This window comes from Bacillus sp. FDAARGOS_235, from assembly GCF_002073415.2.
Classification (GTDB): domain Bacteria; phylum Bacillota; class Bacilli; order Bacillales; family Bacillaceae_G; genus Bacillus_A; species Bacillus_A toyonensis.
The window spans coordinates 849,869-864,975 of record NZ_CP020437.2 but is presented as its reverse complement, the minus strand read 5'-3'; the positions used below and the strand labels follow the sequence as shown (position 1 = coordinate 864,975).

At 34.9% G+C, this 15,107-nt stretch carries 7 protein-coding genes and 2 other annotated features; of the genes, 6 read left to right on the top strand and 1 reads right to left on the bottom strand.

Going from position 1 to position 15,107, the window contains the following annotated elements; translation table 11 throughout:
* Window positions 1–5: 5 nt before the first annotated feature.
* The 5 genes from argS to A6J74_RS05975 all read left to right on the top strand — a co-directional run bounded on the left by argS (window position 6) and on the right by A6J74_RS05975 (window position 12,611).
* Window positions 6–1,694 carry an arginine--tRNA ligase gene (argS, locus tag A6J74_RS05995; RefSeq protein WP_000456033.1) on the top strand — a complete coding sequence of 563 codons (1,689 nt, stop codon included), beginning with the start codon at window positions 6–8 and terminating at the stop codon, window positions 1,692–1,694.
* 144 nt (window positions 1,695–1,838) lie between these two features.
* Entirely contained in the window at window positions 1,839–2,741 is a 903-nt protein-coding gene (locus A6J74_RS05990; protein WP_000965876.1) for a class I SAM-dependent methyltransferase, read from the top strand.
* A 318-nt stretch (window positions 2,742–3,059) separates the two neighbouring features.
* Window positions 3,060–7,262: a bacteriocin-processing peptidase family protein gene (locus A6J74_RS05985; protein WP_000883823.1), complete on the top strand. Its 4,203-nt coding sequence runs from the start codon at window positions 3,060–3,062 to the stop codon at window positions 7,260–7,262.
* 105 nt (window positions 7,263–7,367) lie between these two features.
* Window positions 7,368–7,607: a binding site (T-box leader), on the top strand.
* Between the two features lie 54 nt (window positions 7,608–7,661).
* Window positions 7,662–10,763, top strand: a complete 3,102-nt coding sequence (ileS, locus tag A6J74_RS05980) for an isoleucine--tRNA ligase (RefSeq protein ID WP_000754887.1) — start codon at window positions 7,662–7,664, stop codon at window positions 10,761–10,763.
* Between the two features lie 339 nt (window positions 10,764–11,102).
* Window positions 11,103–12,611: a M36 family metallopeptidase gene (locus A6J74_RS05975; RefSeq protein WP_000932729.1), complete on the top strand. Its 1,509-nt coding sequence runs from the start codon at window positions 11,103–11,105 to the stop codon at window positions 12,609–12,611.
* Window positions 12,612–12,719: 108 nt separating this feature from the next.
* Here the strand turns inward: A6J74_RS05975 and A6J74_RS05970 are convergent, their stop codons facing one another.
* The gene (locus A6J74_RS05970) at window positions 12,720–13,199 is read right to left on the bottom strand and encodes a hypothetical protein (protein ID WP_000709315.1); all 480 of its coding nucleotides are present in this window, start codon (window positions 13,197–13,199) and stop codon (window positions 12,720–12,722) included.
* A 221-nt stretch (window positions 13,200–13,420) separates the two neighbouring features.
* Window positions 13,421–13,633: a binding site (T-box leader), on the top strand.
* Window positions 13,634–13,738: 105 nt separating this feature from the next.
* Here A6J74_RS05970 and aspS point away from each other — a divergent pair.
* Window positions 13,739–15,037 (top strand): aspartate--tRNA(Asn) ligase, encoded by a 1,299-nt coding sequence (gene aspS / locus A6J74_RS05960; RefSeq protein WP_000372099.1) that lies wholly within the window; start codon window positions 13,739–13,741, stop codon window positions 15,035–15,037.
* The last annotated feature ends 70 nt before the right edge of the window (window positions 15,038–15,107 follow it).

The following is a 15,107-nucleotide window of genomic DNA, read 5'->3' as shown; positions in this document are numbered from 1 at the left end:
GTAGTATGGAATATAAAACACAGTTTGCGAAAAGTTTATCAAATATTTTTGTAAATGAATTAACGCAAAATCAAATTTTAGATTTAATCGAAACACCGAAACAAGATGAATTCGGAGATGCAGCGTTCCCATGTTTTTCACTAGCGAAGCAATATAAAAAATCACCAGCTATTATCGCAAAGGAAATTGCGGAGAAAGTAAATGATCCGTTCTTTACGAAAGTAGAGGCTGTTGGTCCTTATGTAAATGTATTTTTCAATCGTGAAACTGTAAGTGATGCTGTATTAAAAACGATTTTAGCTAAGAAAGAAGAATACGGTCAAAATTACTTTGGATGTGAAAAAACAGTAGTTATTGATTACTCATCTCCAAATATTGCAAAACCTTTTTCGATGGGGCATTTACGTTCTACAATGATTGGAAATTCACTGAAACATATCGCTGAAAAATGTGGCTATGAAGTTGTAGGAATTAATTATATTGGGGATTGGGGAACACAGTTTGGAAAGTTAATTACTGCTTATAAAAAATGGGGAAATGAAGCAGTAGTTAAAGAGGATCCAATCCGTGAATTATTTAAGTTATACGTTCAATTCCATGAAGAGGTAAAAGACGACGAAGAACTAGAAGAAGAAGGGCGTGCTTGGTTTAAGAAATTAGAAGAAGGTGATGAAGAAGCTGTTGAGCTTTGGAATTGGTTCCGTCACGAATCCTTAAAAGAATTTTCTCGAATTTATGAACTTCTCGGTGTAGAATTTACTAATTTTCAAGGAGAAGCTTTTTATAATAACTTAATGGAAGATTTCATTGGGATTTTAGAGGAGCATGAGTTGCTTGAAGAGTCAGAAGGCGCATTAGTCGTTAATTTAGAAGAAGAGGGAATGCCGCCTTGCTTAATTAGAAAATCAGATGGTGCGACTATTTACGCAACACGTGACTTAACGGCAGCGTTATATCGTCAAAACACTTATGCATTTGATAAAGCCCTATATGTAGTTGGCCTGGAACAAAGTTTACACTTCAATCAATTTTTCACTGTATTAAAAAAGCTTGGCTACAATTGGGTTGACGGCATGGAACATGTACCGTTTGGGTTCATTTTAAAAGACGGTAAGAAAATGTCGACACGTAAAGGAAGAGTTATTTTACTTGAAGAAGTACTTGAGGAAGCAATAGACCTTGCAAAACAAAATATTGAAGAGAAAAACCCAAACTTAAAACAGAAAGAAGAAGTAGCAAAGCAAGTCGGTGTAGGAGCAGTCATCTTCCACGATTTGAAAAATGAGCGTATGCATAATATCGAATTCTCATTAGAAAATATGCTGAAATTCGAAGGAGAAACAGGACCATATGTACAGTACACACATGCGCGTGCTTGCTCTATTTTAAGAAAAGAAAGTGTAGAATTTGAAACGTGTACGTTTGCATTAAAAGATGATCATAGCTGGAGCGTCGTAAAATTACTGAATAAGTTCCGACAAGTAATTGAAGCAGCCTTCAACAAAAATGAGCCATCAATCATTTCGAAATACGTATTAGATGTAGCACAATCGTTCAATAAATATTATGGAAATGTGCGTATATTGGAAGAGAGTAAAGAGAAAGACAGCAGACTGGCATTAGTTTATGCTGTGACGGTTGTATTAAAAGAGGGATTACGTTTGCTTGGGGTGGAGGCACCTGAGGAGATGTAACATAAAAAGGTGTACGTATCATAGTAGATATGTATACCTTTTTTATATTTATAGGAAAGGTATAAGCAAAAGTTTCATTTTTTTAAAACTAAACTTAACTTTTCTTTAAAGTATAGGAATGTCTTTATTAAATGGAGAATTGTAATGTTATATAAGGAGGCGTTAGGTTTGGAAACATACGACTGGAACAGTAAACTAACATATTTAAAAAATACAAGAGATTTATATTACAACGACGATTATGTAAGTTTTTTAGTAAATTCAGTTTGGAAGATTAATAAGCCCGTACATATCGTTGATTTCGGTTGTGGATATGGTTATTTAGGCTTAGTATTAATGCCGTTACTTCCAGAAGGTTCAAAGTATACAGGCATTGATAGTGGAGAAACATTACTTGCTGAAGCGAGAGAGTTGTTTCATCTACTTCCATATGAATCAGAATTTATTGAGGGGGATGCTACAGAAATTGAATTGAACGATAAATACGATATAGCAATCTGTCATGCTTTCCTATTACATATGAATACTCCAAAAATGATGTTAGAAAAAATGATACATGCAATTAAAAAAGGTGGTAAAATAATCTGTTTTGAACCACATTGGATTTCAAATATGTCTTCATATGTCTTAGATGGAGAGAATCAATCGGAAATTATTAAACTAGGTGCTTTGCAGAAGTTATTTGAAAAAGACGCGCAGAGAAACGGTAAAGATGGAAATATTGGCATGAAAATACCGATGTATTTAAGTAAATTAGGTGTGAAAAATATTGAGTGTAGAGTGAGCGATAAAGTGAACTTTTTAGACTCTAGTATGCATCACAATGATAAACACAGTTTGTATCATTCATTAAGAGAAGAGGGGATTGCGGACAACCCGGGTGATAAACAGCAATTTATAGAACGTTTAATGATAAGAAGATTAACATATGATGAATCATTAGCTCAATATGAAGCAGAACTACGATTTTTTAAAGCGCTCCATATACATTCATCTTTAGTATATGCTCCGAATATGAAAATTACATTTGGTGACATAGAATGTTAAAAGGTAGCAATTTATTGAGGATTGACATTTTTTATCGATAAGTCGATATTCACCGTATAATCGCTGATATATTTGAATTATCGCCGATATAATTTCATGTACTGATTTTGGCCTTGAAAAGATAAGATCCTCAATTCACGTTATTCCATATAATTAAACAAAATACGAAGAAAAACAATCATTTTTACTATATTTTGTTATAAATTCGAATAATATTAAATAATACTATCCATTATAGGAGATTTTAGTTGAATACCTACAATATGATGTGTAAAATCTAAGCAAGTAGCAGTTTAAATAAATATTCGAGGTGAATGCATGCTAGATTTTAAGCAGTTAGAAGCTTGTTTGAAAGACAAGAGATTTGTAGATGGATTACAGGAAATAAATAATGAAATTTCATATATAAAAGAAACGAATACTTTATCCTATGTGAAGACTTGGCTTGCTAATATTCCTTCACATAAGGAGTTTGATATATTAATTCGCCTTACTGATGAAGGGCTTATGCACCAATACAGTTCATTCCTCATTCGCTACGCTTATAAAAAATTCCCAAATATGAGAACGCTCTCTTTATATTGTGATGAGTTAATTGATGAGCGAAAAATCCTTGAAGCAGAACAGTTGTTAAAAGACTCTTTAGAAGAGGCAGATAAAGAAGAAATAGATGACGATTTTTTAGCGAAAACATATTTTACTTTAGTACGATGTTTATTAGAAATGAAACGAAATGAAGAAGCGCTCATTTATATGCAAAAAGCAGAGGAGTACAGTACAAGTGCGGTCTTTGATAAATGGGGCTACGTCTATATGCATACAGGTGAATGGGAGAAAGCAGAAGAACAATTTTTAGCTGGAAAGCAGCATAAAGATTGTGAAGAACTATCTACCTACTTATTATCACAGTTATATGCGAATAAAGGGGAACAAAAACATGCATTACAGTTAATTGATGATGCGATTGTAAAGTTTCCACAAGTACCATATTTTCATTTTGAAAAGGTAAAGTATTTATTAGATTTAGCGAAATATGAAGAGATGTTAGAGGTAATAGATAATATTAATAGTACGCTTCCTTATCATGCTTATGAAACTTACTTTGTACATTTACGTGCAGAAGCGTTGTACAAAATGAATAAACTTGTAGATTTACAACAGTTATTAAAAGAAGAAAAAAGTTTAAAAGGCTCTTTATATCATAATTTAGAAAAAAATCCAGATGGAAAAAAGGTTCACCTGCCGATAGTTCCAATTGTACAAAAGGATAATTATTGTGTTCCGACAAGTTTAGAAATGATGTTGCAGCTATGGGGAGAAAAACGTACACAAGATGAAATAGCAGAGTTTATTTTTGATATGACAGGCTCAAAGTTTTCCGATACGGTCTCTTATATTGAAGAGTTAGGCTATGAATATCGTTATTTTAAAGGGAATGAGGAAATTTATAAGATATTACTCGACCGAAAGATCCCCGTTTTATTAAGTATAGACATCGAACATGCTTCACATGTGCAAGTGCTATCAGGATATGATGATACGTTACAAGCTTTTTATGTTCAAGATCCAAACTTTATAGAACCAGTTCTTGTGGAATATAGTAAATTGCAAGAGAAATATCGTTATACAGGTTGTTTGGCGATCACGTTTGTTCCGAAAGAAAAGAAGGAAAAACTAGCATTTTTAAGTGAAGAAGAGAATCATTATTTTAAATCCATTTTCTCTCTTACAGATCATTTAGATGAACAAGATAAAGAGGGAATTAATAACTTAGTACAATTTTTAAAAGAGACGAGTGATAATCGGAATACGTGGTTATATACGATGAAACATTTAGATGTTGAAGTAGATAAAGAATTTATTTTATATTGTATAGAAAAGTTAATGGAAAAGTTTCCGAACTCGGATTTTGTTAAATTGCATGGTGCACAGTGCTTTATTCGTCTTCAAGAAATGGAGAAAGCTGAGCAAATGCTGGCAAGTGTTGAGAAGAAAAATAATCGTGCTTTATATCATTTGATAAATGGAAGATATGCATTTGAACAGGAAAGTTATATAGAAGCGATTACAAGTTTTCGTTCCTCATTACAATTGGACGCAGATCAGCCGATCGCCTGGAGTTTCCTTGCGTTATCTTATATGTATATCGATCAATCTGAAAATGCGTTGCAGTTTTCTCAAGTAGCTGTAGAACGTAGTCCAGAAAGGTTCACTTTAACGAATCACGGTTTAATATTAATAGATTTAGAAAGATATGAAGAAGCATATGAAATCTTTAATAATTTGTTAAGAGAATATAAAAATGAGGCGCATGTATGGTATGAACGAGCGAGATGTGCGCATCAATTAGGGAAATTACATTTAGCGATAAAAGGACTTAAAGTGGCGATTCAGTTAGATAGTAATGCGCCTTACATTTATACGAAACTTTCAGAGATCTATGAATCTGATTTGAAGGATGAGAAAAGCACAAAAGAAATTTTATTAAAAGGTATTGAGAATTGTGATGATAAGGCGTCTCTATATGTAAGATTAGGTGATTATCATTTTCAAAATGATAGTCTGGAAGAAGCAGAAACATTATATAAGCGTGCTTTAGAAGAAGATAATGAAGATGTTTATTCTCATTTCGGACTTACGCAAGTTTATATGGCAAAAGAGCGATATGATGAAGCGAAAGAATATATTCTTGGTCTCGAAACACAAATTGAAAAGAGCCAAGATTTCCTTATGAATGCAGGAATGGTTTTATGGGATGCAGAGGTTGAACTTGGTGGAAATGAAGATGGGTTTAAAGTAGCATTGTCTAAGTTAGAGAGTGGTATAAAGCAGAGTGAATATAATGTAGCAAGTGCGTTAGATGAATATGTGAATCGAATTAAAGGAACTGTATTTGTACAACGAGGTATAGCATTCTTAAGAACGTTACAAAAAGAAAGAAATGAAGTAAGTGAATACAGTTGTTATGCAGGTATTTTACATGAATCTATTGGACAGTATGGCCAAGCGATGAAAAGATATAATAAAGCAATAGAACAAAAGAAAACGGCATTGCCATATTACCGAATTGGTGAAACACTTATGGCATTAGGACAATTGACAGAAGCAAAACAAGCGTATGAAACATGTTTAGAGCTTGATGAAAACTTTTTAGGTGTACATTTACAACTAGCAGAAATATACGAAAAAGAAGAAGACCGTTTCAAAGAACAAATTCATATGGTTCAGGCGATGAAAGAAGAGCCTTTGTATATAAATATGGAATATTTGGCACAGCTTTCAGTAGAAATAAATCTTCAAGAAGAGTTGCTAAAGGAATTAGAACATCTAGCAGGCGAAGTACCCGAAATATGGCGCTTAGATGCGATTGCGTATGTGTATGGAGCGATGGATGAAATAGATAAAGAACAAGCACAGATTGAAGAGGCGCTACAATTAGATAGTGAGCATGCAGAAGTTCTATATCATTATGCAAAAGTATTAGTGAAAAAAAGAGATGCAAAAGCGATTGAAGTTGCAATGAAAGTAATACAAAAAGATGTAAATAATGAACGTATATTTGATGTTTATGTAAAAGCGGTAGAACAACATAAGAAATTGTCTAACATCCGGGATTTTCTTCATACATTAAAAGTGAAAAAAGCAGAAAGAAGTACAGCATTCATGTGTGCAGCAGCTGCGGTTACGGAAAGATGGATTGAACGTCAACAAAATGAACAACCGAAAAAATCTATATTTACGAGAGCTTTTTATCGTATGAAAAACCGGGCAAAAGAAATTTCAATGGTTACAACAATTATTGAGTTATATGAAATCTCATTAAAGTTAAATCCAAAAAATAGTATGGCAGCACAACGATTTGGATTATTTTACGAAAATGTATCGATGAATAAAGAAGCGATAGATGTTCTGCAAACATCGTTAGAAAATAAATGGGATTATGAGGTAGCGAAGCAACTTGTAAATCTTTTCATTGAGTGTGAGGACGAAGATTTGTTACAAGATGCTGTAGAGTTAATGAAGCAATTAGTTCGAGAGCTACCGGATGATTATGATACGCTTCTTATACAAGCGCAAGTATTCTTGAAAGTTGGGGAAGAAGGAAAAGCAGAAAAAATATGCTTACAATTAACGGAGAAAACACCGTTTGTAAGTAGAGGATTCCTTGCTTTAGGAGAAATATACCAAAGTCAAGAGAGATATGAAGAGGCAATTCAGTTATTAGAAGATGCTTCTATACATCATCCAAATGATACGGCAATTCTTCTCTCATTAGCATCTTCATATCATAGTGCCGGCCAAACGATAAAGGCAGAAAAAATAACAAGTGAAGTAGTAACAATGGATACGAGTGATCTGTTAGCAAGATATGATCATGCTTGTTATTTAGCGTTATTAAATAGAAATGCAGAGGCGAAAGAAGAGCTTGAACATGTACTTCGTGAGGATGAATCTGGATTTTTTGCTGAACTTATCGAAGAAGATGAAGATCTAGCAAGACTGAGAGAGTTTGAAAAGTAATTGTATATGTATATAAGTAGTGAAAAAAGGATATAAATAAAAATATATTTTGAATTAGTTGACAATTTATTGTTAAATGGCATAAAATAGCTTTTAACAAAGTATACAAATCTGAAGACGAGAAAGAGTAAAATAATGAACTGTTCCCCAGAGAGCCGGTAAAGTGCTGAAAGCCGGTGTTCAGACGTTATTTGAAAATCATCTCCGAGGAGCCGAGGCTGAAAGTAAGTAGGCCCGGACGGATGTCTACCGTTACAAAGAACGCGTATGTTAGTACGTTGCTAAGCGCTATTAGTGAAAAGCTAATAGAATTAGGGTGGTAACGCGGGTAAACCCGTCCCTACTTCATAGGGGCGGGTTTTTTGTGTGCTTTTAAAACATTCAAAGGAGTGATTGTAGATGAAGAAAGTAGATGTAAAAGAGTCAGCTGTAGGGAGAGAAACACGTATTCGTAAGCAGTGGAACGAACAGAGCATTTTTGAACAATCAATTCAGAATCGAGAAGGCGCGCAATCGTTTGTGTTTTATGAAGGACCACCAACGGCGAACGGTTTACCACACGTCGGCCATGCACTTGGTCGGGCAATTAAAGATTTAGTAGCAAGATATAAAACGATGGCCGGTTTTAAAGTAGTAAGAAAAGCAGGATGGGATACACACGGTTTACCTGTAGAATTAGGTGTTGAGAAGCAACTTGGTATTTCTGGTAAACATGAAATCGAAGAGTACGGAATTGAGCCATTTATTAAGAAGTGTAAAGAGAGTGTATTCACATATGAAAAGCAGTGGCGTGAGTTCACTGAAAGTATCGGTTATTGGGTAGATATGGATGATCCATACGTTACTTTAGAAAATCCATATATCGAAAGTGTATGGCATATTTTAGGGACGATTCATGAAAAAGGCTTGTTATATAAAGGGCATAGAGTTTCACCGTACTGCCCAAGCTGTCAAACCTCTCTCAGTTCACATGAAGTTGCACAAGGGTATAAAACAGTAAAAGATTTAAGTGCAACAGTTAAGTTTAAAGTGGAAAATAGTGAAAATGAGTATTTCTTAGGTTGGACGACAACACCATGGACACTTCCAGCAAATGTTGCACTTGCTGTACATTCAAATATGGAATACGTTAAAGCGAAACAAGAAGGTCATGTATACATTGTTGCGAAAGAACGTGTACAAGAAGTATTAAAAGAAAAATATGAAGTATTATCTGTTCATAAAGGTGAAGAATTAGTAAATACATTTTACACAGCACCATTTCCAATGAAAGAAGTGACAAATGGTTACCGTGTTATTGCAGCGGATTTTGTAACGGCAGATAGTGGTACTGGACTCGTTCATATTGCTCCCGCATATGGGGAAGATGATTATAGAGTTGTTCAAAGTGAAGGATTGTCGTTCCTACATGTTGTAGATGGAAAAGGTGAGTATACAGATGCAGTACCATTTTTGAAAGGTAAATTTGTAAAAGATTGTGACGTTGATATCGTTCGTTATTTGGCGAAGGAAGGTTTGCTATATCATAAAGAAAAATATGAACATAGTTATCCGCATTGCTGGCGTTGTGATTCACCACTTCTTTATTATGCAGGAGAAAGTTGGTTAATCCGAACAACTGCAATTAAAGATACATTTTTAAAAAATAATGATTCTGTTACTTGGTATCCGGATCATATGAAACATGGACGTTTTGGTAAGTTTTTAGAAAATATGGTTGACTGGAATATTAGCCGAAATAGATATTGGGGAACACCATTAAACGTATGGGAATGCGAAAGTTGCGATCATCAGTTCGCACCGAAAAGCATTGCTGAATTAAGAAAGCATAGTAAGAAAGAAACACCTGAAGATTTAGAATTGCATAAGCCGTATGTAGATGAAGTGCAAGTCTGCTGCGGGAAATGCGGAGGCACAATGAATCGCACACCAGAAGTAATCGATGTTTGGTTTGATAGTGGTTCTATGCCATTTGCACAATATCATTACCCATTTGAAAATAAAGATTTATTTGAAGAGCAGTTTCCAGCGGATGTTATTGCAGAAGGAATTGATCAAACACGCGGCTGGTTTTATAGTTTATTAGCAGTATCAGCACTATATACAGGCAAAGTGCCGTATAAACGAGTGTTATCACTAGGGCATGTTTTAGATGAAGAAGGACAAAAAATGTCTAAAAGTAAAGGCAATGCACTAGATCCAGTTGATTTAGTAGAGAAGTTTGGTGCAGATGCGCTAAGATGGGCTTTACTCGTTGATAGTGCCCCGTGGAATGCGAAGCGTTTTTCTGAAAGAACAGTACTGGAAGCGAAATCTAAATTTGTAGATACATTAGTCAATGTGTATAGCTTCTACGTTTTATATGCAAATTTAGATGAGTATAATCCGAAAGAAACGTATGACGTAAAGCTTACGAAATTAGACGAATGGGTATTATCAAGATTGCATAGTACAACGAAAAAAGTGAGAACAGCACTTGATGAGTATCAATTTACGAATGCAGCTCGTGAAATTGCAGCACTTGTAGATGAAGTGAGTAACTGGTATGTAAGACGCTCACGTAATCGTTTCTGGGAATCTGGTATGAACGCTGAAAAAGCATCTGCCTATGAGACACTTCATGAAGTGCTTGTAACAATTAGTAAATTAATTGCACCATTTACACCGTTTGTCGCGGAAGACATTCATCTGAATTTAGAAGGAAGTAGCGTTCATTTAGCGGATTATCCAGTTGTAAATGAATCACTACTTCAGCCGAAATTAGAAGCGGAAATGGATGCTGTTTTACAAGTTGTCGAACTTGGAAGAAGTAACCGTAATCAGCATTCTTTAAAAGTAAAACAGCCGTTAGCTGAGCTTGTATTACTTGAGCATAAAGAGAATGATATCGATTGGGAATCTTATCGCGATATTGTAATGGATGAGCTAAATGTGAAAGCATTCCATGTTGAACTGGATGAAACGAAGTATACATCATATCAATTGAAGCTCAATTTTAAAACAGCAGGGCCGAAGTTCGGTAAAAATGTGAATGCAGTAAACGGCTGGTTAAAACAATTATCACAAGAAGAAGTACAAAAATTTGTATCAACAGAAAGAGCAGTTTACGAAGCAACATCAGGAGAAGAAGTGGTTGTAACCGCTGAAGATGTGTTAGTTGAGAAAGTTGCAAAATCAGGATTCTCTAATACGACTAACGGACAATATACGGTTATGTTAGATACGAATGTAACGGAAGAATTGTTACAAGAAGGAGTAGCTCGTGAATTCATTCGTGCGGTTCAAGAATATCGTAAGCAGTTGAATTTACCAGTTAACTTACGAGTTGATGTGATTCTTGATGCAGAGGAAGAACTACAGCAAACGTTAACGAATCATAAACATCTATTGGAAGAAAACTTACTCGTCAAGCAATTTACATTTGGCCACTTAACGAATGAAGACGACGAGCTTTCTTTAGGGGAGACAAAACTCCGAATTAAGTTAAGCGAGGCTAATTAATGAAAAAAGGAAGTTGGAATCATTCCAACTTCCTTTTTTGTATGAAGGGAGATTAACCGGATGATTTCCTCATAATCCACTCGATAGGGACACTGGAAAATTTCTTTCTTCATATTTTAAAAGTATAAGGTTGAAAGAATTGATAAAGAAATATATTTCTAAAGTATTGTTTTCGTTTTACACATAAATATTGAGAAAATTTCACTTACCCAAAATGTAAAGGTAATAGAATTGCTCGTATAGAATTACTCGTAGATTCACTTTATTTCGTTACTTGTCGACAGTAATAGCCTTATAGGAATGGGGTAAAGGTTTCAATTTATTAGGGGGAGTGGTTTTATGTTAAACAAAAAAATGGTGGCAATGGCAATGACTGTACCATTAGTAATGGGGACGATTTCTACAGTTTCCGCATTGGAAAAGAAGCAAGTAAAGGTAGAAGCTTATTCACCACAGAAAAAAGCAGTTGAATATTTAAAAGGGAATGCCAATCAGTATGGATTAAAGCCCGATCTTTCAGACTTGCAATATATTTCTACAACAGAAACGTCAGTAGCTTCATATGTTAGGTTCCAACAAGTAGTAAATGGCGCGCCTGTATTTTCAAAACAAATTACGGTTACTCTTAACGGAGAGGGAAAAGGAGTACTTGCTGTTTCTGATTATCAACCTGTTACAGGTGTGAAAGAAGTAACGACAAAAATTAGTGAAAAAGATGCAATACAAAAATCAATGGCGTATGTTGGAGAAGCGAGTGAGCAAAACTTATGGGCTCCTACAGAAAAAGAATTCGGATATATTGTAGAAGAAGGTGTCGCTCTTCCAGTATATAAAGTGGTAGTCCATTCTAATAATCCATTCGGTGCATGGGAAACATTCATTGATGCAGAAAATGGAAAGTTAATTAAAAAGGTTGATATAAACCGAAAAGCTGAAGGGTCAGGAAAAGTATTTTTACCTAACCCGGTCGTATCTAGTGGTAGTAAAGTAGGACTAAAAGATAATAATGATGCAGATTCAACAGCTCTAACGAACCAATTGAAGACTGTTACGTTAAAAGGTTTAGATGGAACAGGATTTTTAATTGGAGAGTATGTAACGATTTCTTCAAAAGCGATGACGAAATCTACAAACTTACAATTTAACTATACACGTGCAAATGATAGCTTTGAAGATGTTATGTCGTATTATCATATCGATACATTGCAGCGCTATATTCAAGGACTAGGCTTTAAAAATATTAATAATCGTTCGATTAAAGTAAATGTTAATGGTACAACGGATGATAACTCATTCTATTCTCCATCAACGAAAGCTTTAACTTTCGGTACTGGCGGAGTTGATGATGCAGAAGATGCTGGTATTATCGCGCATGAATACGGCCATTCAATTCAAGACAATCAAGTGCCTGGATTCGGTAGCTCACCAGAAGGTGGAGCAATGGGAGAAGGATTTGGTGATTTCTTAGGTGCTACTTATGAAGATGCAGTGTCGACTACAGGGTACGGAAAAGCATGTGTTGGAGAATGGGATGCGACAGCTTATTCTAGTTCGGATCCAACATGCTTACGCCGATTAGATACGAATAAAGTATATCCGAAAGATATTACGAATGAAGTACATGATGATGGGGAAATTTGGGCTCAAGGACAATACGAAATGGCACAAGCTTTTGGCCGTGATGTAGCAACAAAAATTATTTTACAATCACATTGGTCATTAACGCCAAATGCTAAATTCCGTGATGGAGCAAAAGCAATTAAGCAAGCGGATGCTCTTCTATATGGCGGACAACATGCTGCTGATATCGATCGTATTTGGGCAGCAAGAGGAATTAGTACGAATTAATATAAAAAGTCGTGGCGTTTATAAGCCACGACTTTTTAATTTACATAAGAACTGGTACTAGTAAATAAATTAATATCAATGATAATGTGAATACATCCGCAGCCTCATTTACTTTTTAGATTCTTTAAAAACAAAATGCTCTTTAAATTTTCTAGACTCAACTTTTTGACCGTTTCGCATCGAGCGGAAAGGGTGTTCTTGCCACGTAATAATCACGTCAACCTCATCTGTTTTTGTAGAAATAGGTAAGTTAGCATGTTCAAATCCAGTTTTGTTGCTTGCTAAACGACTTTCCTTTAGGGAAAAGAGTTCATATTTCGTTTTTGTATTTGGCTCGTTGCGGAAGACTTCAACTTGTACGTTATACACTTCGCTTTTTCCGAGATTTTTTACAGAGAAATAATATGTTTGAAATACACCTTTTTTAGGTTGCAACAATTTTTTACTCGTTTTTTTCACTTCATCAATATTCACTTGCCATTGATTAGAATGTTGAGAGATTGGTAAAGATTTTGGTGAATATGCGTACGTTTCATTTACTACAATTAGGCATAACAAAAGGAGAAAGAAACTAATTGCTTTTTTCATATGTACACCTCCGCTACAATTTTGCTATTAATATGCGTGGGAAACATGTAAATTATGTAATAAAATGGAAATGTATATAGAGCGTGAAAAAGACTAGTGTAAATCTAAATGGGAAAATAATAATAGAACATGAAAAATACGCATATATAACGGTAGATGAAGAATCTTAAATAAAAAGGCTTGCGTTTTATAAAATAAAGAGATAGAATACTCTGTAAATATAAAAAGTGATGATCAGGAAAAGTACATGATGCAAAGGTCTACAGAGAGCAATCGGTTGCTGGGAAGATTGCGATACCGCATGATGGAAAGACACCTGTGAGTGTTGCTTTGAACGTGATTATTAGTAAAAGCAAACGGTACCTACCGTTATCAGGGCTAAGATGGTCATTGTGACAATTTGGGTGGTACCGCGGAAAAAATCCGTCCCTATTTCTAGGGGCGGATTTTTGTATTCTTTGAAAGGAGGTGAGTGAACGTGGATGACGACGATGACAACAATAACGTAAATAAAATGAAAACTATTGGAGGGAAATATAATGGATCAAATAATGACGCGTTCACTCGCTCAAGCGTGTACGGAGCATGTTGGAAAAGTGGTACTCTTACAAGGGTGGGTAAAAAAGATTCGTCATCTAGGTAATGTGAGTTTTTTATTATTACGGGACCGAACGGGAGTTATTCAATGTGTATTAGAAAACGAGTTAGCTGGATACAAAGTTGATGTAGAAAGTGTCGTTCAAATAGTTGGTGAAATTGTAGAGACTTCGAAAACAGAATTAGGGGTTGAAGTACTTGCTCATGAAGTGAAAGTATTAAATGGTGCAGAACAACTTCCATTTGAATTAAATAAAAAGAAATTACAAGTTGGTTTAGATCAACTATTGAATGAACGAGTATTATCGTTAAGACATGAGCGAACCGCGGCGATATTTAAAGTGAAAGCTACACTCGCTCAAAGTTTTAGTGACTATTTAGCAGAGAACGATTTCATACGTATATTTACGCCGAAAATTGTTTCGCAAGGGGCAGAAGGAGGAGCGAATGTTTTTAAGCTTCCATATTTCCAAAAAGAAGCTTATTTAGCTCAATCACCACAGTTTTATAAACAAATGATGGTAGCGGGAGGATTGGAACGTGTTTTTGAAATTGCACCTGTTTACAGAGCGGAACATCACAACTCTTCCCGTCATTTGAATGAATATATATCGTTAGACGTAGAGCTTGGATTTATCGATGATTTTCATGAAGTGATGCAATTAGAAACGGATGTTTTACGACATATGTTTCAGCAAGTAGGAGAAACATGTGAGAAAGAACTACAACAATTACAAATAGAAGTACCTGTCATTACTGAAATACCGAAAATTACATTATCAGAAGCACAAGAGATTTTGAAAAGTAAGTATCGAAAAGAATCACCGATTGGAGATTTAGATACAGAAGGTGAAAAGTTACTAGGGAAATATGTGAAAGCAACATATAATAGTGAATTTGTTTTCATTACACATTATCCGAAAGAAGCGAGACCGATGTATACGATGCCGAATAAAGAGAATCCAACTATTACTGATTCTTTTGACTTATTGTATAAAGGATTAGAGATTACGTCAGGTGCACAGCGTATTCATAATTATGATCTATTACTCGCATCTTTTAAAGAAAAAGGATTACACCTAGAGAAATTTCAATCTTATTTAAATACATTCCGATACGGTTGTCCACCGCATGGCGGTTTCGGCATTGGGCTAGAAAGGATTGTATATAAACTTTTAGAATTAACGAACGTACGAGAGGCGAGTGCTTTTCCGAGAGATTGTACACGTCTTACACCATAAAAAAGAACCTTCGCGATTATCGCGAAGGTTCTTTTTTAATGTTCTTTTATTTTTACATTGAAAGTTTATA

Bases quoted from the DNA above. Each gene is read 5' to 3' on its own strand.
- aspS (WP_000372099.1), top strand. From the start codon at position 13,739: ATGGATCAAATAATGACGCGTTCACTCGCTCAAGCGTGTACGGAGCAT.
- A6J74_RS05970 (WP_000709315.1), bottom strand. From the start codon at position 13,199: ATGAAAAAAGCAATTAGTTTCTTTCTCCTTTTGTTATGCCTAATTGTA.
- A6J74_RS05990 (WP_000965876.1), top strand. From the start codon at position 1,839: ATGTTATATAAGGAGGCGTTAGGTTTGGAAACATACGACTGGAACAGT.
- A6J74_RS05975 (WP_000932729.1), top strand. From the start codon at position 11,103: ATGTTAAACAAAAAAATGGTGGCAATGGCAATGACTGTACCATTAGTA.
- ileS (WP_000754887.1), top strand. From the start codon at position 7,662: ATGAAGAAAGTAGATGTAAAAGAGTCAGCTGTAGGGAGAGAAACACGT.
- argS (WP_000456033.1), top strand. From the start codon at position 6: ATGGAATATAAAACACAGTTTGCGAAAAGTTTATCAAATATTTTTGTA.
- A6J74_RS05985 (WP_000883823.1), top strand. From the start codon at position 3,060: ATGCTAGATTTTAAGCAGTTAGAAGCTTGTTTGAAAGACAAGAGATTT.